Genomic DNA, 19,390 nt, shown 5'->3' on the forward strand with positions numbered 1-19,390 from the left:
GCCCGGGAAGTGCCGGCCGTTGGCCAGCGCCCGGCAATGCCTGGCGCGGCCGGGGCACCGGCCACCCCGGCACGACCGCAAGGCTTTTGGTTAGGATGAACTGCTCCCCGTCCGCCCCAGGCGGGCGGGGAACGTCCAGACGCTGCCGGAATCCTTCATGCGCCACCTGTTTGCTTCACTTGCCCTCATGCTCGCTTCGACCACGCTCGCCCACGCTGAAAAGCTGACCCTGGACGCCATCACCGGCCCGTTGCCGTTGTCCGGCCCGACCCTGATGAAACCCAAGGTCGCCCCGGACGGCTCGCAGGTCAGCTTCCTGCGCGGCAAGGACGCCGACCGCAACCAGCTGGACCTGTGGGCGTACGACATCGCCAGCGGCACGACCCACCTGCTGGTCGACTCCAAGGTGGTGCTGCCGGGCGAAGAAACCCTGAGCGACGCCGAGAAGGCCCGCCGCGAGCGCCAGCGCATCGCCGCGATGACCGGCATCGTCGATTACCAGTGGTCGCCCGACGCACGCACGCTGCTGTTTCCGCTCGGCGGCGAGCTGTACCTGTACGACCTGGGCAAGCAGGGCAAGGCGGCGGTACGCCAGCTCACCCACGGCGAAGGTTTCGCCACCGATGCCAAGCTCTCGCCCAAGGGCGGCTTTGTCAGCTTCGTGCGGGCGCGCAACCTGTGGGTGATCGACCTGGCCAGCGGCCAGCAGATCCAGCTCACCCGCGATGGCAGCGACACCATCGGCAATGGCGTGGCCGAGTTTGTCGCCGATGAAGAGATGGACCGCCACACCGGGTACTGGTGGGCGCCGGACGATTCGGCGATCGCTTTCGCCCGCATCGATGAAAGCCCGGTGCCGGTGCAGAAGCGCTATGAGATGTACGCCGACCGCACCGAGATGATCGAGCAGCGCTACCCGGCTGCCGGCGACCACAACGTCACCGTCAAGCTGGCCGTGATCGCGCCCAGGGCCGATGCCGCGCCGCGCTGGATCGACCTCGGCCGCAACCCGGACATCTACCTGGCGCGCGTGGACTGGCGCGATCCGCAACGGCTCACCTTCCAGCGCCAGTCGCGCGACCAGAAGCGCCTCGACCTGGTCCAGGCCGACCTGGCCAGTGGCGCGCAGCACACGCTGGTCAGCGAAACCTCGCCGACCTGGGTGCCGCTGCACAACAGCCTGCGCTTCCTCAAGCAGGGCGGCTTCCTGTGGTCCTCCGAGCGCACCGGCTACGAGCACCTGTACCGCGTGTCCGAGGACGGCAAGACCGTCACCGCGCTGACCGCCGGCGCCTGGCCGGTGGACGAACTGCTGGCCGTGGACGAAGCGGCCGGCACGGTCTACTTCCGTGCCGGCGTGGACTCCCCGCGCGAGAGCCAGATCTATGCGGTGCCGCTGCAGGGCGGCACGCCGCGGCGCCTGTCGCAGGCGCCGGGCATGCACAGCGCCAGCTTCGCCAAAAATGCCAGCGTCTACGTGGACAGCTGGTCCAACACCACCACGCCGCCGCAGATCGCGCTGTACCGCGCCAACGGCGAGAAGATCGCCACGCTGGTCGAGAACAACCTGCAGGATCCGCAGCACCCGTATGCGCGCTACCTGGACGCGCAGCGCCCGGTGGAGTTCGGCACCCTCAAGGCGGCCGACAACACGACCGACCTGCATTACAGCGTGATCAAGCCGGCCGGTTTCGATCCGGCCAAGCGCTACCCGGTGGTGGTGTACGTCTACGGCGGCCCGGCCAGCCAGACCGTCACCGACAGCTGGCCCGGCCGCGGCGACCATCTGTTCAACCAGTACCTGGCCCAGCACGGCTATGTGGTGTTCTCGCTGGACAACCGCGGCACCCCGCGCCGCGGCCGTGACTTCGGTGGCGCGCTGTACGGCGTGCAGGGCACGGTGGAAGTGGCCGACCAGCTGCGTGGCGTGGCCTGGCTCAAGCAGCAGGCCTGGGTGGACCCGGCGCGCATCGGCGTGCAGGGCTGGTCCAACGGCGGCTACATGACCCTGATGCTGCTGGCCAAGGCCTCCGATACCTACGCCTGCGGCGTGGCCGGCGCGCCGGTCACCGATTGGGGGCTGTACGACAGTCACTACACCGAGCGCTACATGAACCTGCCGGCCAACAACCCGAAGGGCTATGAAGCGGCGCGCGTGCTGGCCCACATCGACGGGCTGCGCTCGCGCCTGCTGTTGATCCATGGCATGGCCGACGACAACGTGCTGTTCACCAATTCCACCTCGCTGATGAGCGCACTGCAGAAGCGCGGGCAGCCGTTCGAACTGATGACCTACCCGGGCGCCAAGCACGGTCTGTCGGGCAGCAATGCGCTGCACCGCTACCGCCTGGCCGAGGACTTCCTGGGGCGCTGCCTGGCACCGTAAGCGCAGCCCGCACACCGCACCACCGGCACGACAAGGAGGACGCCGATGACCCTGCCACCCCCGCTTCCCACCCACCCCCGGGGTTGGTGGGCACGCCACTGGCGCTGGGCAGTGCCGCTGGCCGCACTGCTGACGATCACGGCCGCGGCCGGCGCCGGCTGGTTCGGGCTGCAGCAGGTGTCGAGGATGGCCCGTGGCAGCGAGCCCTACCAGGAAGCCATGCGGCGCGCGCGCTGCAGCGTGGACCTGGTGGCGCACCTGGGCGAGCCGATCCAGGACGGGCTCCTGCCGATGGGGGGCATCGAAACCGACAGCAGCGGTACCGGCTCCAGCCAGTTCGTGGTCCACCTCAGCGGCCCGCGCGGCAAGGGCCGGCTGTTCCTGCAGGCCGACCGCGCGCAGGGCCGGTGGGACTATCCGATGCTCTACGTGCTGGTCAAGGACGCCGAACCGATCGACCTGACCGCGCTGGACGACGCCGAAGCGGCCACCCAATGCGCGCTGGAGGCCTGTCGCGCGCAGGGCGACTGCCCGGCGCTGGCACCGCCGCTGGAGGTTTGAGCCCGGCCCATGACCTCCGGCCGATTGCCGCCCGTGCGCCGAGTGCGTAGGGTCACGGGCATCCGTCATCCGGGAGTCCTGCATGAAGCCGCTAGTCCTTGCCGTCGCGTTGGCCCTTTCCGTTCCCGCCGCGCTGAGTGCGCCGCCGGCCCTGGCTGCCAAGGCAGCCACCAGCAAGACGCCGGCCAGCCCGGCCTGGGTCGCCCGCAGCAACCAGCTGGCGCAGATCCTGCTGGACGCGCAGGGCCCGTTCCAGCCGGAAGAAACCGGCTTCTTCGGCGTGCCCGGCTACGACGACAAGGTGGCCGACTTCGGCCCCGACAACGGCGCCCGCTACCGCGCCGCCATGGCCAAGGCGCGCAGCGAGCTGCAGTCCAGGCTGGCCACCGAGCGCGACCCCAACGTGCGCCAGGACCTGGCGATCATGATCGCGGCCGCCGACCAGAACATCGAAGGCAGCGAGCTCAACGAGAAGTACCTGCTGCCGTGGAGCGATACCCCGCAGACCGTGTTCAGCGGCATCAACATGCTGCTCTCCGACCAGGTCTCGGCCGAGCGCCGCGCCAAGGCGCTGGACCGCCTGAAGGCCTACGCCGGCCTGGCGCCCGGCACCCAGCCGGTGACCACGCTGTCGCGCCAGCGCTATGCAGAGCGCCTGGGTGACAAGACCCTGCTGCAGCCGACGAAGATCGAGGTCGAGCAGTCGCTGGCCAACGTGGACACCTACATCACGGGTATCGAGCAGCTGTTCGGCAAGTACAAGGTGGCCGGCGCCGACGAGGCGCTGAACACCATCGCCACCCAGTTGCGCGAGTACCGCGACTGGACCCGCAAGGACGTGCTGCCCAAGGCGCGCACCGATGCCCGCCTGCCCGAGCCGCTGTATGCCTACCAGCTCAAGCGCGTGGGCATCGACATCGCCCCGGCGGTGCTGATGCAGCGTGCGCAGCTGGAGTTCATGGAAACCCGTTCGGCGATGCGCCAGCTGTCGCCGTTGGTGGCCCAGGCCAAGGGCCTCAAGGTTGCCGATCCGACCGATCCGGTCGCGGTGGTGCGCGCGCTGAAGGGCGACAAGATCGCCGACGACCAGCTCGAGCACCACTACCGGGGCGTGATCGATGCCATCGACCCGATCATCCGCAAGGAAAAGATCGTGGACGTGCCGCAGCGCCCGATGCAGATGCGCCTGGGCTCGGCTGCCGAAAGCGCCGCGTCGCCGGCCCCGCACTTCCTGCCGGCCCCGCTGGTCGGCAACACCGGCCAGCAGGGCACCTTCGTGCTGCCGCTGGGCAACCCGGCCGCCGGCGACAAGGCCGCGCAGTACGACGACTTCAATTTCGGCTCGGCGGCGTGGACGCTGAGCGCGCATGAAGGGCGCCCCGGTCACGAACTGCAGTTCACCGCGATGGTCGAGCGCGGCATCTCGCTGGCGCGCACCATGTTCGCGTTCAACTCGGTCAACGTCGAAGGCTGGGCGTTGTATGCCGAGGCGGAGATGGTGCCCTACGAACCGCTGGACGGGCAGCTGATCGCGCTGCAGTTCCGCCTGCTGCGCGCCGCACGCGCCATGCTCGACCCGATGCTCAACCTGGGCCTGATCGACCGCGCCAGCGCCGAGCGCGTGCTGATCGACGAGGTCGGCCTGTCCAAGGCGATGGCCACCCAGGAACTGGACCGCTACATGGTGCGCATGCCCGGCCAGGCCGGCAGCTACTTCTACGGTTACACCCGCATCCTGGAACTGCGCATGCAGACCGAGCTGGCGCTGGGCGATCGCTTCGACCGCCTGGCCTTCAACAACTTCCTGCTCGACCAGGGCCTGTTGCCGCCGGACCAGTTGGCCAAGGCGGTCAATGACGTCTTCGTGCCGACCTACAAAAACGCCACCAAGCGCTGACACCTCGCCGGCAGGCGCCGACCGTGGGTCGGTGCGCCGTCACGCACGCCACGACCCAGGGTCGTGGCGTGTCTCCTTGCGGCATTCCTTTGTACGCAGCAGCCATGAACATGCGTGCTGCGCAACGGCGCAGGCGAGGCACAAGGCGTCGGCAATGCATTCGACGCCCGCTGATGATTCCATTGATAGTGTGATGCGCCACACCGCCTCGCAGGGTCGTGGCCCACCGCGGCGCTGGTTACCGCGTCGGCGTGATCGTCTGCGTCGGCAGGCGCGGCGCGGGCGGCGGGTTCGGGACCCAGATGGCCACGCCGGCCGCGCGCTTCTGCGTGGTCGGGATGCCGATGCCGACGCCACCGCCCACGTGCGAGCCGTAGCTGCCGGCGCCGACGGACATGCCCACCGGCGAACCGCTGGAGCCCACGCCCATCAGGATCACGCCATTGGCGCCGAGGGCGGCGGCCTCGCGCTTGAGCCGCATGACGGCCGCATCGGTCTGGCCCTGCGTGCCGAAACCGACCGCGCTGGACGACTCCAGTTGCGCGATTTCCACCGAGCCGGCCGGCGGCGTGGAATAGATCTGCACGCTGGCCGGGTCCACCGGCGCCCGCGCCTGGCCCAGCATCACCTTGGAGGTACTGGCGCAGCCGGCGACGGCCAGCAGTGCGCCCAGTACGGCAGTCATTCGGATGTTCATGCATCACCCCTGTTCGGTAGGGACCATCGGCCCGTGGCGCGATCATCGGTGGCGACCACTGAATCGGTGCCAACCTCGTGATCTTCACGCTAGCACTGTCCAGGTGAGCGGCGTGCCGTGGTCCGGCTGGCCGGCGCCGGGCGCCGATGAACGCGTCAGCCAGGCCCCGGATTTAGGCTATGGTGGCGCCAACATCACCGAAGGAGCCTGGCATGGGGTTGATCAGTCTGTTGTGGGGCATCCTGGCGCTGCTGTGGATGGTCCTGGCCCTGATCCCGCTGCTGGGCTGGGGCAACTGGTTCCTGATCCCGTTCGCGGCGGTGGGCGCGGTGATCGCCGCCCTCGGCATCCTGTTCACCCATCCGAGCAAGCGTGGCCGGGCCTGGGCCGGCCTGGTGCTCAACGGCATCGTGGTGGTGGTGGGCATCGTCCGGCTCAGCCTGGGTGGCGGCATCGTCTGAGCCGGTCCGCCTGTCGTGCCCGGCCACTGCGACCATCGGTCGCWGTGGCCGGGCACCGGCGCGCAGGGGCGTACAATCTTCGGCTGTCGGGGCGCGTCCGCCACTGGCCCACGCCCGTCCGGGCGCCACATCCGCTTTCGATGATCATTCGTCCTCGTCCCCACGGCTGGCAACTGCTGTACATCCTGCGCGGCTCCATCGTCCCGGCGGTGGCCCCCAAGGTGCTGGCGATCCTGCTGCTGGCCATCGCCGTGGCCGCCTTCGCCGAGGTCTGGCACCCGCCGGGCATCGAGCGCGTCTCGGTTGCGCCGTTCACCCTGCTGGGCCTGGTGCTGTCGATCTTCCTCAGTTTCCGCAACAACGCCTGCTTCGAGCGCTGGTGGGAAGGGCGCAAGCTGTGGGGCCAACTGGTGTACGAATCGCGCAGCCTGGCACGGCTGTGCACGGCGCTGCTGGCCGACGACGCGCCGCGCCGCACGCGCATCTGCCGGCTCGGGATCGGCTTCGCCCATGCGCTGGCGGCCAAGCTGCGCGGCCGCGATGCCGTGCTCGCCGCGCTGCCCTGGGTGGGCGATGAGGACCACGCGCGTTTCGGCGCACGCCTCAACGCCCCGGACCAGCTGCTGGCGATGATCGCCGCCGACCTGGCCGAGCCGCTGCGCGCCGGGCGCCTGGACCCGATCCTGTACAGCCAGTTCGAAACGCGCCTGCATGCGATGTCCAGCATCCAGGCCGGCTGCGAACGCATTCTTTCCACGCCGCTGCCGTTCGCCTACACCCTGCTGCTGCACCGCTGCGCGTGGATGTTCTGCGTGCTGCTGCCGTTCGGCCTGGCCAGTTCGCTGGGCTGGGCCACCCCGGTGGTGTCGGCGGTGCTGGCATATGCCTTCTTCGGCCTGGACCAGTTGGGCGAAGAGATGGAAGAGCCGTTCGGCCTGGAGCCCAACGACCTGCCGCTGGATGCGCTGGTGCGCACCATCGAAATCGACCTGCTCGACAGCCTCGGCGTGGCGCCCCTGCCCGCGCCGCTGCAGCCGCATCGCTACCTGCTGCAGTAACACCTGCCGCGCCCCCCGCATACCGTTACGGAGCATTCCCATGGCCCACCCCGACTATCGCCCCCGCCGCATGCGCCACGATGAGTTTTCGCGCCGCCTGATGCGCGAAAACACGCTCACCACCGATGACCTGATCTATCCGGTATTCGTGCACGACCTGGCCGGCCGCGCGCCGGTGGCCTCGATGCCGGGCGTGGAGCGGCTGTCCATCGACGAACTGCTCAAGGTGGCCGAAGAGGCGCTGGAACTTGGCATCCCGGTGATCGATCTGTTCCCGGTGATCGACCCGGCCGGCAAGTCGCTGGATGCGGCCGCGGCCTGGGACGAGAACGGCCTGGCGCAGCGCGCGATCCGCGCGCTGAAGTCGCGCTTCCCCGAGCTGGGGGTGATGACCGACGTGGCGCTGGACCCGTACACCACCCATGGCCAGGACGGGATCATCGACGACAAGGGCTACGTGCTCAACGACATCACCGTCGCCGCGCTGGTCAAACAGTCGCTGTCGCATGCGCAGGCCGGCGTGGACATCATCTCGCCGTCGGACATGATGGATGGTCGCATCGGCGCGATCCGCCGCGCGCTGGATGCCGACGAGCACGTCAACGTGCGCATCATGGCCTACTCGGCCAAGTACGCCTCGGCCTTCTACGGCCCGTTCCGCGATGCGGTGGGCAGCTCGGCCAGCCTCGGCAAGGCCGACAAGAAGACCTACCAGATGGACCCGGCCAACGGCGACGAGGCGATGCGCGAGATCGCGCTGGACCTGGAAGAGGGCGCGGACATGGTGATGGTCAAGCCGGGCATGCCCTACCTGGACCTGGTGCGCCGGGTGAAACAGCAGTTCGGCGTGCCCACCTTCGCCTATCAGGTCAGTGGCGAGTACGCGATGATGAAGGCCGCCTTCGCCAACGGCTGGCTGGACGAACGCGCCTGCGTGCTGGAATCGCTGATCGGCTTCAAGCGTGCCGGCGCCGATGGCGTGCTGACCTATTTCGCCCCGCAGGTGGCGCGTTGGCTGCGCGAGCGCTGACAATACGCGCCCACACGCACACAGGACGACGACGATGCAGACAATGGGATGGGTGCAGTGGCTGACCTGGGGCACCGGGGTGCTGGCCTTCGCGGGGGTGATCGGGCTGGTCATCCGCGGCGTGCTGCGCGCGGCCAAGCGACCGCCGGAGCAGCCGTCCGCGGCCGCGCGGGTGGCGCGTGACAGCCAGTTGGCCCCTGCACTGCAGGCGCAGCTGGCCGCGTTGAACCAGCGCAAGGACAACGGCGAGATCAGCGAAGCGCAGTACGAACAGCAGCGCGCCGCGCTGCTGCGCCCCGGCCAGGGCACCGCAACCGGCGCGTAGCGCCAGGCCACGCGTGGCTGCGCCGGCAACCGGCCAGGTCCTCAGCGGCAGGCCCCGTCGGGCGCCGCGGGCGCCTTCATCCGGTACAGGTCCAGCCCGCCGGCACGCGGTGCGCGGGCCACGCCTGCCAGCACCAGTTCGGACGGCTTGGACGCGTCCACCACCGGCGCGCTGGTCTGCCCGTCGGCCGTGTTGAAGGACAGCACCAGCGGCGTGGCCGGCTGCCGGTAGTCGCAGCCCACCCGCCACACCTGTGTGCGGGCGCCCGCGCCCCGGGTGATGACCAGTGCACCGTCGTTGCCCAGCCACTCGCCGCCCAGTTCGTCGGCCGCGCTGTTGAGCGGCGCCGGCAGCGCCGTTGGCGGGTTGAAGCCCCGGCCCTGCGCGGTTGCCACGTACAGGTCGAAACCACCGTGGGTGGCCTTGCCCGTGCCGTTGCGGGCGAACAGCAGCGCCTGGCCATCCGGGCGCACGGCCGGGTACCGCTCGTCGGCGGCAGTGTTGATGGTCACCGGCATCGACATCACCGGCCCCACGCTGCCGTCCTCGTGCAGCATCACGCTGTACAGGTCGAAGCCGCCGCGCCCGCCGTTGCGGTTGGAGGCGAAGTACAGCCAGGCACCGTCATGGCTGAAGTACGGATCGAGGTCATCGGCGGCGCTGTTGAACGCCAGCGGCGTGGGGTCCTGCCAGCGGCCGTCGCGCTGCACCGCCTGCCACAGGTCCCAGCCACCGGCGCCGCCGGCGCGGTCGGAGGCCCAGACGATGCGCTGGCCGTCGGGCGAGATCGTGGCCTGGCCCTCGTTGGCCTTGGTCGAGACCACGCCCATGCCCTCGATGCCGAACTCGGAAAGCGCCATCGCCTGCGGTGTGGAGAGTAAACTGACGCTCAGCGCGAGCAGTGACAATGGAGTGCGCATAGCCGCTTCCGTTGGGGGTTTGCGTTCCATTCTAGGCCCGGAGCAGACACACCCATGACCGCCGACCATTACGCCGTATTTGGCCAGCCCATCGCGCACTCGCAGTCGCCGCGCATCCACGCCGCGTTCGGCCGCCAGGAAGGCATCGCGGTGGAGTACCGCGCCATCGAGGCCAGCCCGGCCGAGTTCGCCGCAGCGCTGGAGGCCTTTGCCGCCGAGGGCGGTGTCGGCGCCAACGTCACCGCCCCGCACAAGGAGGCCGCCTTCGCGCTGTGCACCACGCTGACCTCGCGCGCGCGCCGCGCCGGCGCGGTCAACACGCTGCTGCGCAAGGGCGAGCGCTGGCACGGTGATACCACCGATGGCATCGGCCTGGTCCGCGACCTCACCGATCGCCACGGCCTGGACCTGCGCGGCCGCCGCACGCTGCTGATCGGGGCCGGCGGTTCGGCGCGCAGCGTGGCCCCGGCACTGCTGGATGCCGGCATCCTGGAGCTGGTGGTGGTCAACCGCACGCCCGAGCGTGCCGATGCGCTGATCGACGCCATGGGCGAGCCGGGCCGCGCGATCACCCGCTACTGGGAAGACATCCGCGAGCTGGGCGACTTCGAGCTGATCATCAACGCCACCTCGGCCGGCCGCGACCGCGCCAATGAATTCACGCTGCCGCTGGGCCTGGTCAACAGCATGACCACCGCGGTGGACCTCAACTACGGCGAGGCGGCGATCGCCTTCAGCGCCTGGGCGCGCTCGGCCGGCTGCCGCAACGTGGTCGACGGGCTGGGGATGCTGGTCGAGCAGGCTGCCGAGAGCTTCCTGCAGTGGCATGCGGTGCGCCCGCAGACCGACGCGGTGTACGCCGAGCTGCGCGCCGAACACGCGCTGGCCGGCGAGGACTGAGCGCGATGAACCTGGAATTGCTGATGGCGGTGCTGGGCACGGTGGCCATGCGCTTGCCGATCCTGATCGCCCTGGCGGTATCGGTGGTGTGGGTGGCCGACAGCCCGCGTGGGGCGGTACGCAGCGTGGCGCTGTGGGCGCTGGGCCTGCTGGCCCTGACCACGCTGGCCGGGCTGCTGGTGAACATCGTGCCGCAGTGGCTGGTGCAGCAGGGCGATTACGCGTCCATGCAGGGCATGGTGATGTGGCTGGGCGGCGCGCGCTTCGTGCTCGGCCTGGTGGATGCGCTGGCGATCGTGCTGCTGGTGTGGGCGATGACCCGCGCGCTGCGCGGCCGCGCCCCGGCGCCGGCGGGCTGAGCGACAGCGCACGGGCCGCCGCGCTCACTGCCCGGGCGACGGTCGCCACACGAAGGGCTGCCTGTCGTTGGTGGAGATGATGGCGGCCCGATCGGCCAGTGACTGCAGCAAAGGCAACGGAAACGCCCGCCATGCACCGGTCGGGAGGATCCACGCATGCCCGGGGGTGTCGCGGGCACCGAGCTGGAAGGCAATGATGATCGGTCGTCCGTCGATCAGCAGCAGGTACTCGTAGGCGCCATCGCGCATGGCCGCCGACGTGCTGATGAGCTGGGTAAACACCACGCGGTGGTCCGGGCTTGCCGCCACCACCTAATCGGGTGACGTGGGCAGCGTGCCGGGGTGCCCGATCAGGCGCAGGACGTTTGCAGCGATGGACACCTGGTGCAGCGGTGCGCGCAGCAGCGCGATGGCTGCCAGGTCCAGGGGCAGCGCAGCGGGCGTATCCATGACGATCTCTCCTTGATGGGGTGCAGGCGGGCGGGGGCGGTAGCGTGATCGCCCGCCCTTCCCGAATGGGCCATGCCGGCGGGATGATAACGCCGGCCGCTGTCCGGCGCGTGGACAGTGCCGCGCAGACCGGGACTATCGCGGATCTGAACCGGCGCGGAAATCCGCGCCGGTTCCCGCCTCCCGCTCGTGAGAAAATACCCGCCGTGATCCAGGCAGGTAGCTCTTGGCGTGACCGAAAAAGTTGAAGCCCCGCGGGCGCTGAACGACGACATGAAGGCCGCCATCCGCGATGCCTACGCCAAGCTGCAGGCCAATACCCCCGGCTTCAGTACCCGGCGTTCGCAGAGCCAGATGATCGGCGTGGTCTCGCGTGCGCTCTCGCACAGCGGGGGCGTGGGCGTGGTCGAGGCGCCTACCGGGGTGGGCAAGTCGCTGGGCTACCTCACCGCCGGCGTGCCGATCGCGCTGGCCACGAAGAAGAAGCTGGTGATCAGCACCGGCACCGTGGCATTGCAGTCGCAGCTGGTCGAGCGCGACATCCCCAATTTCCTCAAGGCCACCGGCATCGAGGCCACCGTGGCGCTGGCCAAGGGCCGCACCCGCTACCTGTGCACCCGCAACGCCGCCGAAGCGCATGGCGACGGTGCCCAGGAAGGCATGTTCGACGACGAGCAGCCGCTGTTCGACCGGCCACTGGCGCCGATCGAGATGGACCAGGCGCAGACGCTGAGCAAGGCGTTCCTGGAGGGGCGCTGGAACGGCGACCTCGACAACGCCCCGGAAACCATCAGCAACACGCTGCGCTCGCGCATCACCACGCCCGCCTCCGGCTGTGCCGGGCGCAAGTGCGCCTACTCGGCGCAGTGCGCGGTACTGCGCTCGCGCAACACCGTGCGCGAGGCGCAGATCGTGGTCACCAACCATGCGCTGCTGCTGTCGGCGCTGTCCATCGGCGAAAGCGACAATGGCCAGCCGTTGATCGCTCCGCCCTCGGACATGCTGCTGGTGCTCGACGAAGGCCACCACATCGGCAGCGTGGCCATCGACCAGGGGGCGGCCAGCCTGGCCCTGGACGAGATGGCCAAGCGCACCGGCCGCCTGCAGGTGCTGATCGCCGCGTCCTACCGCGCGGTGGACAAGGACAAGCTGGGCAACCTGCTGCCCAACGAGGCCATCGAGGCGGCGGCCAAGGTCAGCAAGCAGCTCAAGGCCTTCCGCGATGTCATCGACCGCAGCTGGCGCCCGGACCCGGCCGCGCAGGAGCCGATGTGGCGCGCGCCCAACGGCCGCCTGCCGGAGATCTGGATGGCCGACATCGAGGCCATCGCCGATGACACCCGCAGCCTGTTCAACTGGGCCCATGCCGCGCTGGGCCAGGTGGCCAAGGGCAAGCCCGAGGACGCCGCGCGCGAGCGCCTGCAGCGCAACCTGGGCATGGCGCTGGAGATGATCGAGCAGCAGCACAACCTGTGGACGGCCTGGCGCCGCGAAGACAAGGAAGGCCAGCCGCCGATGGCGCGCTGGGTCACGATGTCGCGCGAGGGGGATTTCATCCTGCACGGCTCGCCGGTCTCGGCCGCGCACGTGCTGCGCAAGCTGCTGTGGGACGAAGTGGATTCGGTGGTGATGACCTCGGCCACGCTCACCGGCGGCGGCGATTTCCAGTCGCTGGCGATCGACAACGGCATTCCCGCCGAGGCCGAGATGGTCTCGCTGGCCTCGCCGTTCGACCTGCCCAACCAGGCCCAGCTGATCGTGCCGGCGTTCCCGGTCACGCCGGACGACAAGGAAGGGCATCCCAGGGAAGTGGCCAAGTACCTGGTCAAGGAACTGGACTGGGACAAGGGCAGCATCGTGCTGTTCACCTCGCGCTGGAAGATGGAAAAAGTGGCCGGGCTGATGCCGGCCGAACAGCGCAAGCGGATGCTGGTGCAGGGCGAGGGCGCCAAGCAGAAAATGGTGGACGAACACCTGCGCCGTACCGCCGCCGGCGAGGGCTCGGTGCTGTTCGGGCTCAATTCATTCGGCGAAGGCCTGGACCTGCCTGGCGAGGCCTGCACCACGGTGGTGATCACCCAGGTGCCGTTCGCGGTGCCGACCGACCCGCAGACCTCCACGTTGAGCGAGTGGTTCGAAAGCCGTGGGTTGAACGCCTTCAACCTGATCGCGATCCCGCACGCGCTGCGCACGCTGACCCAGTTCTCCGGTCGCCTGATCCGCACCTCCACCGACACCGGTCGGGTGATCATCCTCGACTCGCGCCTGCTGACGCGTCGTTACGGCAAGCGCATCATCGATGCGCTACCGCCGTTCAAGCGGGTGATCGGCTGACGCGCAGGACCGTCGACGACGCCGGCCACGCGCGGGCAACCAGCGTGCGCCAGCTGCCGTCCAGGTCCTGGTCGAACGCCTCGGCTGGCACGGCCAGCATCGCCGTCGCCGCGTTCACTGCCACCGCCAACAGCAGGGAAAACGCGGCCATCGCAAACGCCGTGTCCGTACGCCACCGGCACCTTGGCGCAGGTGGCACGCGGCTGCATGCAGGGCGGCCGCGTCACCCTTCCAGCTTGGAGAGGTCGCGCACCGCGCCCTTGTCGGCACTGGTGGCCAGCAGCGCATAGGCCTTCAACGCACCGGTGACCTTGCGCGGGCGTGCCTCGCGCGGCTTCCAGCCCAGTGCATCCTGTTCGGCGCGGCGTGCCGCCAGCGTGGCGTCGTCCAGCAGCAGATCGATGCGGCGTGCGGGAATGTCGATGCGGATGCGGTCGCCGTCGCGGACCAGCCCGATCATCCCGCCCGCGGCCGCTTCCGGCGAGGCGTGGCCGATCGACAGCCCCGAGGTGCCGCCGGAGAAACGGCCATCGGTGAGCAGCGCGCACTGCTTGCCCAGGCCCTTGGATTTCAGGTAGCTGGTGGGGTACAGCATCTCCTGCATGCCCGGGCCACCACGCGGGCCTTCGTAGCGGATCACCACCACGTCACCTGCCACCACCGTGTCGGCGAGGATGCCGGCCACGGCCGCGTCCTGGCTTTCGAACACGCGCGCGTTGCCCTCGAACACATGGATGGATTCATCCACGCCGGCGGTCTTCACCACGCAGCCGTCCGGTGCGAGGTTGCCGCGCAGCACGGCCAGCCCGCCTTCGGCCGAGTAGGCATGGGCGACCGCGCGGATGCAGCCTTCCGCACGATCCACGTCCAGCGTCGGCCAGCGCGTGGCCTGGCTGAAGGCGACCTGGGTGGGGATGCCGGCCGGGCCGGCGCGGAAGAAGTCGTGCACCGTGGCATCGTTGCTCACCGCCACGTCCCAGCGCGCCAGGGCATCGGCCAGCGTGCGGCTGTGCACGGTCGGCACGTCGGTGTGCAGCAGCCCACCGCGTGCCAGCTCGCCAAGGATGCCGAACACGCCGCCGGCGCGGTGCACGTCTTCCATGTGGTACTTGGGCGTGTTGGGGGCGACCTTGCACAACTGCGGTACGCGCCGCGACAACGCGTCGATGGCGTGCAGGTCGAAGTCCACGCCCGCCTCCTGCGCAGCGGCGAGCAGGTGCAGGATGGTGTTGGTCGAACCGCCCATCGCGATGTCCAGGGTCATCGCATTCTCGAACGCGGCGTGGGTGGCGATGCCGCGCGGCAGCGCACTGGCATCCTCGCCGCCATACCAGCGATGGCACAGCTCCACCACCACGCGCCCGGCGCGGCGGAACAGCTGCTCGCGGTCGGCATGGGTGGCCAGGGTCGAGCCGTTGCCGGGCAGCGACAAGCCCAGCGCTTCGGTCAGGCAGTTCATCGAGTTGGCGGTGAACATGCCCGAGCACGAACCGCAGGTAGGACAGGCGCTGCGTTCGTATTCGGCGACCTTCTCGTCGCTGGCGCTTTCATCGGCGGCGATCACCATCGCATCCACCAGGTCCAGCTTGTGCTCGGACAGCCGTGTCTTGCCGGCCTCCATCGGCCCGCCGGAGACGAACACCACCGGGATGTTCAGGCGCAGCGCGGCCATCAGCATGCCGGGGGTGATCTTGTCGCAGTTGGAGATGCACACCAGCGCATCGGCGCAGTGCGCGTTGACCATGTACTCCACCGAGTCGGCGATGATCTCGCGGCTCGGCAGCGAATACAGCATGCCGTCGTGGCCCATGGCGATGCCGTCATCCACCGCGATGGTGTTGAACTCCTTGGCGACCCCGCCCACCTGCTCGATCTCGCGCGCCACCAGCTGGCCGAGGTCCTTGAGGTGGACGTGGCCGGGCACGAACTGGGTGAACGAATTGGCGATGGCGATGATCGGCTTGTGGAAGTCGCCATCGGTCATGCCGGTGGCGCGCCACAGGGCGCGGGCACCGGCCATGTTGCGGCCGGCGGTGGAGGTGCGGGAGCGGTATTCAGGCATGGTGGCTGGCAGGATCGGGCGGGCCGTGGGGGCGCGTTTCGCCTTGATTCTGCCGAAAAATTGCGGTTGCGTTTGCAACCAAGCGGGCGCCGCCGGTCGTCCGGAATGCTGAAACGCCGTTCATCTTCTTGGCTGTGCCGGTTTTGGTTGTTCGCGGCGATGAGGCATGATTGAGGGGATAACCGCATTAGGGGGCATGACGCCATGAAACGTTCCAGGACCACCGCGCTGCTGTTGATGAGCGCCGCGCCGCTGTTGTTCACCGCCTGCCAGAAGGAAGAAGCCGTCCGGGTGCAGGAAGGGTTGTACACCTCGGTGCAGGCCTGTACCGAGGCCACCGGCGATCCGTCCAGCTGCCGCACCGCCTTTGCCGAGGCGCAGAAGCAGTCGGCCGATGCCGCCCCCAAGTACGCCTCGCGCGAGGCCTGCCAGGCCGATTACAGCGCCGAGCAGTGCGTGGAGCAGAAGACCTCGACCGGCCACTCGTTCATCGGGCCGATGATGATGGGCTTCTTCATGTCGCAGATGCTCAGCAACCGCGGCGCGGGCCTGGCGCAGGCGCCGGCCGCCAGCCCGGCGTACCAGGACAAGGCCAACGGCTGGGCGCGTCCGACCCCGGGCGGCAGCGGCGGCCTGAACACCGCCAGCGGGATCGGCGCGGGCAAGGCCGGGCTGGCCCCGGTCAACGCCACCCCGAACCGTGCGGTCACCGCCAGCCGCGGTGGCTTCGGCAGCTCCAGCAGCGGCCGCAGCAGCGTGGGCGGTTGATCGATGCAGCGCGTGCGGATCGCCGAGCGCAGCCAGTGGCGCGCCCGGGCAGAGGAGTCGGGATTCCGTTTCCACACCATCGATGGCCTGCCGTACTGGGATGAGACCGCGTACTACGCGTTCACCCTGCGCCAGATCGAGCAGGACATCGAAGACCCCAGCGCCGAGCTGCATGCGATGGCCATGGACCTGGTCGAGGAGGTGGTGGGCAGCCAGCAGTTGATGGACCAGTTGGCGATCCCGCCGCAGTTCCGCGACTGGATCGCCGACAGCTGGCGCCGTCGCGAGCCGCACCTGTATGGGCGGCTGGATTTCGCCTACGACGGCAACGGCCCGGCCAAGCTCTACGAGCTCAATTACGACACCCCGACCTCGCTGTTCGAGGCGTCGTTCTTCCAGTGGCAATGGCTGGAAGACCAGCGCAACCAGAACCGCCTGCCGGCACACGCCGACCAGTTCAACGCGATCCATGAAGCGCTGGTCGAGCGCTTCGCGCAGTTGTCGGCGCAGTTGCCGCCGCCGCTGTATTTCAGTGCGGTGGGCAACTCCGAGGAAGACCAGGGCACGGTGGCCTACCTGCGCGACTGCGCGGCCCAGGCCGGCCTGCGCGGCGAGGCGATCGCCATCGAAGACATCGGCCTGTCCGAGGACGGGCGGTTCACCGCGCTGGACGACACCGTGATCGGCAGCCTGTTCAAGCTGTACCCGCTGGAAGACCTGATGACCGAGTCCTTCGGCCAGGCCTTGCCGGGCTCGGGCGTGCAGCTGCTGGAACCGGCGTGGAAGGCGATCCTCAGCAACAAGGGCGTGGTGCCCCTGCTGTGGCAGCGCCACCGTGGCCACCCGAACCTGTTGGCGGCCGAGTTCGACGATGGCAGCGAACTGCCGCGCGGTTGGGTACGCAAGCCGCTGTTCTCCCGCGAGGGCGCCAACGTGGCCATGCACCTGGCCGACGGCAGCTGGCAGGAAAGCGAAGGCCCGTACACCGGGCCGGCCATCCGCCAGGCCGCGCACCCGCTCACCGCGTTCGATGGCGGCTACCCGCTGGTCGGCAGCTGGGTGGTGGGCGACCAGGCGTGTGGCATGGGCATCCGCGAAGACAACAGCCGGATCACCCGCGACAGCGCCCGCTTCGTGCCACACGCGATCATCGATCAGGCGCCCACCCGCATCTACGTCTGAGATGGCGATGCAGCGCAACCGCAGCCTGCGTCCCGCGCCGGTGGCCGGACGCCACCTGGATGATGGGCATGGCCTGTGGCGGTACGCCGATCGCATCGCGGTGCGCTGCCATCGCTGTGCTGCGCCGGGCTGGGTGGTCAGGTCCTCCAGGACGGCACGCTTCCGCTGCCTGTCGTGCAGCGTCGCGTTGCAGGACGGAAACAACTGCGGGTGCGCGGTATGCGGTCCCGGCACGTGGGTGGGGCCGGTGCGCTACAGCGGGCAGCGGCCCTGCGGGTACTGCGGGCACCAGTGGGTGCGCGCGCAGGCGCATCGCGCGGCGGCATCGCCGCCGTTGACGACACTCGCCGCCCACTGCGCGCAGTGCGGCCGCAGCAGCGAGGTCAGCGTGAGCGGGTCGCCGCTGCGCGATGCCGAATCCAACGACCCGTACTTCGGCCTGCCGCTGCTGCTGGTCACGCGTACCCGGGCCGGGCTGCTGTGGGCCTACAACCAGGCACACCTGCAGGCGCTGCACGACTACGCCGCCGCACCGCTGCGCAAACGCGCCGGCGTGGCCAATGGCTCGATGTTCTCGCGCCTGCCGCAGTGGATGAAGCTCGCGCGCAACCGCGCGCTGCTGCAGAAAGCCACCGCGCGCCTGATCGCCCAGGCCAACGCCGTCCGACAGGTGCCGACCGTCGGCCGGCAGGCCTCGCCCCCTACAGCAACCCGTCCCGCTTGACCGCCAGATACCGCTCCACCAGCGCACCGGGCAACGCATCGGCGGTGACGTCCAGCACCATCACCCGATGGCTGCGCAACGCGTCGTGCGCGTCGCTGCGCTGCTGCAGGTAACGGGCGATCGCGCCGGCCTGGGTGGCGTCCTGCAGGGTCTCCACCTCCTTGCCCAGGGCCTCGTCCAGTTCCCGTTCGCGCAGGCTGGCCACGCAGACCAGGTGCTGACGCTGCAGCAGGCGCACCGCGGCCAGCAGGTCTTCGATGTCTTCATCGCGCACGTTGGTGACCAGCATCACCAGCGAGCGCCGGCGCTGGCGCAGGCTCAGTTCGGTGGCGGCGGCCAGGTAGTCGGTGGCCACCGGCTGCGCCTGCAGGTCGTAGCTGGCGCGCAGCAACCCGTCGATGGCGCCCATGCCGCGTTGCGGCGCCACCCAGCGGCTGTCGCCGCCGCTGGCGAACAGGCCCACGCCATCGCCCTGGCGCAGGGCCAGGTAGGACACCACCAGGGCGGCGTTGAGCACATGGTCGAAGTGCGACAGGCCGTCTTCGCTGGCCATCATCCGCCGCCCGGTGTCGATCATCAGCAGCAGCTGCTGGTTCTTTTCGTCCTGGTACTCGCGCGAGATCAACTTGCGCGCGCGCGAGGTGGCCTTCCAGTCGATCTGGCGCAGGCTGTCGCCGATGCGGTACTCGCGCATCTGGTGGAAATCGGTGCCTTCGCCGCGCCGGCGCTTGAGGTGCGCGCCCACCAGCCGCGAGGCCTGTTCGGCACTGAACAACGCAAACCGGGTGAGCGGGGCGAAGTTCGGGTACACGCGCACGGTCAACGCCGGCGGCAGGGTGCGGCGCTGCCGCCACAGCCGCCACGGCGCATGCACGCGCAGGTGCACGCCCTCGAAGGTGAAGCGCCCGCGAGCGGTCGGGGTCAGCCGGTACTGCACGCTGCTGGCCACCATCGGCTTGAGCGCCAGCTGCCGCGGCAGGCCCTGCAGCGACCACTCACCCGGGACCAGGTCGAACACCTCCACGCGCTGGCGCAGGCTGGATTCCAGGCGCAGCGTCACCGGCCGTTCCACGTTCAGGGCCAGGGCTTCGGGCAGCTCGCGCTGGATGCTCGGCGAGGGTTGCCGCCACAGCCGCAGCAGGTCCACCAGCGCCAGCAGCGCGATCGCCGCAGCGCAGGCGGCCCACGTCCAGCGTGGCCACGCCTCGAACACCACCGGCAGCCCGAGCAGGCCCCAGGCCACGATCAGTGCCAGCAGCAGCGGGGCCGGCCTCAT

20 protein-coding genes are annotated in these 19,390 nt (G+C 69.6%); 13 read left to right on the forward strand and 7 right to left on the reverse strand.

The window, feature by feature from the left end; translation table 11 throughout:
* The first annotated feature begins 157 nt into the window (after positions 1-157).
* The 3 genes from AC1DGC_RS15025 (at position 158) to AC1DGC_RS15035 (ending at position 4,844) form a co-directional block, all read left to right on the forward strand.
* Entirely contained in the window at positions 158-2,386 is a 2,229-nt protein-coding gene (locus tag AC1DGC_RS15025; RefSeq protein ID WP_478048248.1) for a S9 family peptidase, read from the forward strand.
* A gap of 45 nt (positions 2,387-2,431) precedes the next feature.
* The gene (locus AC1DGC_RS15030; protein WP_394163214.1) at positions 2,432-2,947 is read left to right on the forward strand and encodes a cytochrome c oxidase assembly factor Coa1 family protein; all 516 of its coding nucleotides are present in this window, start codon (positions 2,432-2,434) and stop codon (positions 2,945-2,947) included.
* Between the two features lie 82 nt (positions 2,948-3,029).
* Complete coding sequence (locus AC1DGC_RS15035; RefSeq protein WP_478048249.1) at positions 3,030-4,844, forward strand: DUF885 domain-containing protein; 1,815 nt, start codon at positions 3,030-3,032, stop codon at positions 4,842-4,844.
* A gap of 238 nt (positions 4,845-5,082) precedes the next feature.
* Here the strand turns inward: AC1DGC_RS15035 and AC1DGC_RS15040 are convergent, their stop codons facing one another.
* Positions 5,083-5,541: a hypothetical protein gene (locus AC1DGC_RS15040; RefSeq protein ID WP_259208661.1), complete on the reverse strand. Its 459-nt coding sequence runs from the start codon at positions 5,539-5,541 to the stop codon at positions 5,083-5,085.
* A 212-nt stretch (positions 5,542-5,753) separates the two neighbouring features.
* On the opposite strand from AC1DGC_RS15040, the gene AC1DGC_RS15045 reads away from it, so the two are divergent.
* From AC1DGC_RS15045 to AC1DGC_RS15060, 4 genes are all read left to right on the forward strand, one after another.
* The gene (locus AC1DGC_RS15045; protein ID WP_259208663.1) at positions 5,754-6,002 is read left to right on the forward strand and encodes a hypothetical protein; all 249 of its coding nucleotides are present in this window, start codon (positions 5,754-5,756) and stop codon (positions 6,000-6,002) included.
* 140 nt (positions 6,003-6,142) lie between these two features.
* Positions 6,143-7,060 (forward strand): bestrophin family protein, encoded by a 918-nt coding sequence (locus AC1DGC_RS15050; protein WP_259208665.1) that lies wholly within the window; start codon positions 6,143-6,145, stop codon positions 7,058-7,060.
* A 40-nt stretch (positions 7,061-7,100) separates the two neighbouring features.
* Complete coding sequence (gene hemB / locus AC1DGC_RS15055) at positions 7,101-8,090, forward strand: porphobilinogen synthase (protein WP_394163217.1); 990 nt, start codon at positions 7,101-7,103, stop codon at positions 8,088-8,090.
* A gap of 34 nt (positions 8,091-8,124) precedes the next feature.
* Positions 8,125-8,415: an SHOCT domain-containing protein gene (locus AC1DGC_RS15060; RefSeq protein WP_478048250.1), complete on the forward strand. Its 291-nt coding sequence runs from the start codon at positions 8,125-8,127 to the stop codon at positions 8,413-8,415.
* 41 nt (positions 8,416-8,456) lie between these two features.
* Here AC1DGC_RS15060 and AC1DGC_RS15065 read toward each other — a convergent pair whose 3' ends face one another.
* On the reverse strand, positions 8,457-9,335 hold the full coding sequence (locus AC1DGC_RS15065; RefSeq protein WP_478048251.1) for a TolB family protein: 879 nt from the start codon (positions 9,333-9,335) through the stop codon (positions 8,457-8,459).
* 54 nt (positions 9,336-9,389) lie between these two features.
* Here AC1DGC_RS15065 and aroE point away from each other — a divergent pair, with 54 nt between their 5' ends.
* The gene (gene aroE, locus AC1DGC_RS15070) at positions 9,390-10,235 is read left to right on the forward strand and encodes a shikimate dehydrogenase (RefSeq protein WP_259208676.1); all 846 of its coding nucleotides are present in this window, start codon (positions 9,390-9,392) and stop codon (positions 10,233-10,235) included.
* A gap of 5 nt (positions 10,236-10,240) precedes the next feature.
* Positions 10,241-10,594 (forward strand): hypothetical protein, encoded by a 354-nt coding sequence (locus AC1DGC_RS15075; RefSeq protein WP_259208678.1) that lies wholly within the window; start codon positions 10,241-10,243, stop codon positions 10,592-10,594.
* Between the two features lie 24 nt (positions 10,595-10,618).
* On the opposite strand, the gene AC1DGC_RS15080 is transcribed toward AC1DGC_RS15075, so the two are convergent.
* Positions 10,619-10,903, reverse strand: a complete 285-nt coding sequence (locus AC1DGC_RS15080) for a hypothetical protein (RefSeq protein WP_478048252.1) — start codon at positions 10,901-10,903, stop codon at positions 10,619-10,621.
* A gap of 3 nt (positions 10,904-10,906) precedes the next feature.
* A complete protein-coding gene (locus tag AC1DGC_RS15085) occupies positions 10,907-11,044 on the reverse strand; it encodes a hypothetical protein (protein ID WP_478048253.1) in 138 nt (45 codons plus the stop codon).
* A gap of 273 nt (positions 11,045-11,317) precedes the next feature.
* On the opposite strand from AC1DGC_RS15085, the gene dinG reads away from it, so the two are divergent.
* The gene (gene dinG, locus AC1DGC_RS15090) at positions 11,318-13,378 is read left to right on the forward strand and encodes an ATP-dependent DNA helicase DinG (RefSeq protein WP_259208972.1); all 2,061 of its coding nucleotides are present in this window, start codon (positions 11,318-11,320) and stop codon (positions 13,376-13,378) included.
* On the opposite strand, the gene AC1DGC_RS15095 is transcribed toward dinG, so the two are convergent.
* Positions 13,359-13,529: a hypothetical protein gene (locus AC1DGC_RS15095; RefSeq protein ID WP_394163224.1), complete on the reverse strand. Its 171-nt coding sequence runs from the start codon at positions 13,527-13,529 to the stop codon at positions 13,359-13,361. The genes dinG and AC1DGC_RS15095 overlap by 20 nt on opposite strands.
* A gap of 72 nt (positions 13,530-13,601) precedes the next feature.
* Positions 13,602-15,440 (reverse strand): dihydroxy-acid dehydratase, encoded by a 1,839-nt coding sequence (gene ilvD / locus AC1DGC_RS15100; protein WP_259208682.1) that lies wholly within the window; start codon positions 15,438-15,440, stop codon positions 13,602-13,604.
* A 204-nt stretch (positions 15,441-15,644) separates the two neighbouring features.
* Here ilvD and AC1DGC_RS15105 point away from each other — a divergent pair, with 204 nt between their 5' ends.
* The 3 genes from AC1DGC_RS15105 to AC1DGC_RS15115 are packed head-to-tail and all read left to right on the forward strand — an operon-like array spanning position 15,645 to position 18,114.
* On the forward strand, positions 15,645-16,208 hold the full coding sequence (locus AC1DGC_RS15105) for a DUF1190 domain-containing protein (protein ID WP_394163228.1): 564 nt from the start codon (positions 15,645-15,647) through the stop codon (positions 16,206-16,208).
* Between the two features lie 3 nt (positions 16,209-16,211).
* On the forward strand, positions 16,212-17,390 hold the full coding sequence (locus tag AC1DGC_RS15110; RefSeq protein ID WP_478048254.1) for a glutathionylspermidine synthase family protein: 1,179 nt from the start codon (positions 16,212-16,214) through the stop codon (positions 17,388-17,390).
* A gap of 1 nt (position 17,391) precedes the next feature.
* Complete coding sequence (locus tag AC1DGC_RS15115) at positions 17,392-18,114, forward strand: hypothetical protein (protein WP_478048255.1); 723 nt, start codon at positions 17,392-17,394, stop codon at positions 18,112-18,114.
* Here AC1DGC_RS15115 and AC1DGC_RS15120 read toward each other — a convergent pair.
* Positions 18,092-19,390 (reverse strand): DUF58 domain-containing protein, encoded by a 1,299-nt coding sequence (locus AC1DGC_RS15120; RefSeq protein ID WP_478048256.1) that lies wholly within the window; start codon positions 19,388-19,390, stop codon positions 18,092-18,094. The two genes, AC1DGC_RS15115 and AC1DGC_RS15120, sit on opposite strands and share 23 nt — an antisense overlap.

The organism is Stenotrophomonas sp. 05N37 (assembly GCF_056397365.1).

What these genes read in the sequence shown, in the direction of transcription:
- AC1DGC_RS15025 (WP_478048248.1), top strand. Translation starts at nt 158, where the DNA reads ATGCGCCACCTGTTTGCTTCACTTGCCCTCATGCTCGCTTCGACCACG.
- AC1DGC_RS15030 (WP_394163214.1), top strand. Translation starts at nt 2,432, where the DNA reads ATGACCCTGCCACCCCCGCTTCCCACCCACCCCCGGGGTTGGTGGGCA.
- AC1DGC_RS15035 (WP_478048249.1), top strand. Translation starts at nt 3,030, where the DNA reads ATGAAGCCGCTAGTCCTTGCCGTCGCGTTGGCCCTTTCCGTTCCCGCC.
- AC1DGC_RS15040 (WP_259208661.1), bottom strand. Translation starts at nt 5,541, where the DNA reads ATGAACATCCGAATGACTGCCGTACTGGGCGCACTGCTGGCCGTCGCC.
- AC1DGC_RS15045 (WP_259208663.1), top strand. Translation starts at nt 5,754, where the DNA reads ATGGGGTTGATCAGTCTGTTGTGGGGCATCCTGGCGCTGCTGTGGATG.
- AC1DGC_RS15050 (WP_259208665.1), top strand. Translation starts at nt 6,143, where the DNA reads ATGATCATTCGTCCTCGTCCCCACGGCTGGCAACTGCTGTACATCCTG.
- hemB (WP_394163217.1), top strand. Translation starts at nt 7,101, where the DNA reads ATGGCCCACCCCGACTATCGCCCCCGCCGCATGCGCCACGATGAGTTT.
- AC1DGC_RS15060 (WP_478048250.1), top strand. Translation starts at nt 8,125, where the DNA reads ATGCAGACAATGGGATGGGTGCAGTGGCTGACCTGGGGCACCGGGGTG.
- AC1DGC_RS15065 (WP_478048251.1), bottom strand. Translation starts at nt 9,335, where the DNA reads ATGCGCACTCCATTGTCACTGCTCGCGCTGAGCGTCAGTTTACTCTCC.
- aroE (WP_259208676.1), top strand. Translation starts at nt 9,390, where the DNA reads ATGACCGCCGACCATTACGCCGTATTTGGCCAGCCCATCGCGCACTCG.
- AC1DGC_RS15075 (WP_259208678.1), top strand. Translation starts at nt 10,241, where the DNA reads ATGAACCTGGAATTGCTGATGGCGGTGCTGGGCACGGTGGCCATGCGC.
- AC1DGC_RS15085 (WP_478048253.1), bottom strand. Translation starts at nt 11,044, where the DNA reads ATGGATACGCCCGCTGCGCTGCCCCTGGACCTGGCAGCCATCGCGCTG.
- dinG (WP_259208972.1), top strand. Translation starts at nt 11,318, where the DNA reads ATGAAGGCCGCCATCCGCGATGCCTACGCCAAGCTGCAGGCCAATACC.
- AC1DGC_RS15095 (WP_394163224.1), bottom strand. Translation starts at nt 13,529, where the DNA reads ATGGCCGCGTTTTCCCTGCTGTTGGCGGTGGCAGTGAACGCGGCGACG.
- ilvD (WP_259208682.1), bottom strand. Translation starts at nt 15,440, where the DNA reads ATGCCTGAATACCGCTCCCGCACCTCCACCGCCGGCCGCAACATGGCC.
- AC1DGC_RS15105 (WP_394163228.1), top strand. Translation starts at nt 15,645, where the DNA reads ATGAAACGTTCCAGGACCACCGCGCTGCTGTTGATGAGCGCCGCGCCG.
- AC1DGC_RS15110 (WP_478048254.1), top strand. Translation starts at nt 16,212, where the DNA reads ATGCAGCGCGTGCGGATCGCCGAGCGCAGCCAGTGGCGCGCCCGGGCA.
- AC1DGC_RS15115 (WP_478048255.1), top strand. Translation starts at nt 17,392, where the DNA reads ATGGCGATGCAGCGCAACCGCAGCCTGCGTCCCGCGCCGGTGGCCGGA.
- AC1DGC_RS15120 (WP_478048256.1), bottom strand. Translation starts at nt 19,390, where the DNA reads ATGAGGCCGGCCCCGCTGCTGCTGGCACTGATCGTGGCCTGGGGCCTG.